This window comes from Halomicrobium sp. IBSBa, from assembly GCF_017612575.1.
Lineage (GTDB): Archaea > Halobacteriota > Halobacteria > Halobacteriales > Haloarculaceae > Halomicrobium.
Map to the genome: position 1 here is coordinate 1 of NZ_JADPQC010000044.1, position 441 is coordinate 441.

General features: G+C 63.7%; 1 protein-coding gene. It reads left to right on the plus strand.

The genetic code is table 11. The features are described from left to right. Positions 1–441 (plus strand): PAS domain-containing protein (locus IL252_RS17370; protein WP_208629065.1); only part of this gene is annotated, 441 nt, incomplete at both ends.

A 441-nucleotide genomic window follows, 5' to 3' on the forward strand; every position in this document is an offset into this window, starting at 1 on the left:
CATTCAGGGAGCCTCTGTTTCGTCGACCGGGAGGCCCGCAAGACCCCCTTCACCGAGGACGAGAAGACGTTCGTCCATCTCGCGGCGCAGTGGGTGAGCTACGAACTCGAACGCCAGCAGCGCGAACAACGCCTCGAACGGTACAAGGAGTACACCGACGACATGCTGGACGCCATCGACGACGTGTTCTACGTCCTCGACAGCGACGGCCGCTTCCGGCGCTGGAACGAGAGTCTGCTGAACGTGACCGGCTACTCGGCCGCCGAAGTCGCCGGGACCCACGGAGCCGAGTTCTTCCCGGAGGAGCATCAGGACCTCGTTGGGGCCGCTATCGAATCGGTATTCGAGGGCGGCACAACCCGCGTGGAAGTGCCGTTTGTTACGAAATCGGGAGCCCAAATCCCCCACGAGTTCACGGCGACCCGCGTCGAAGACCCCGAC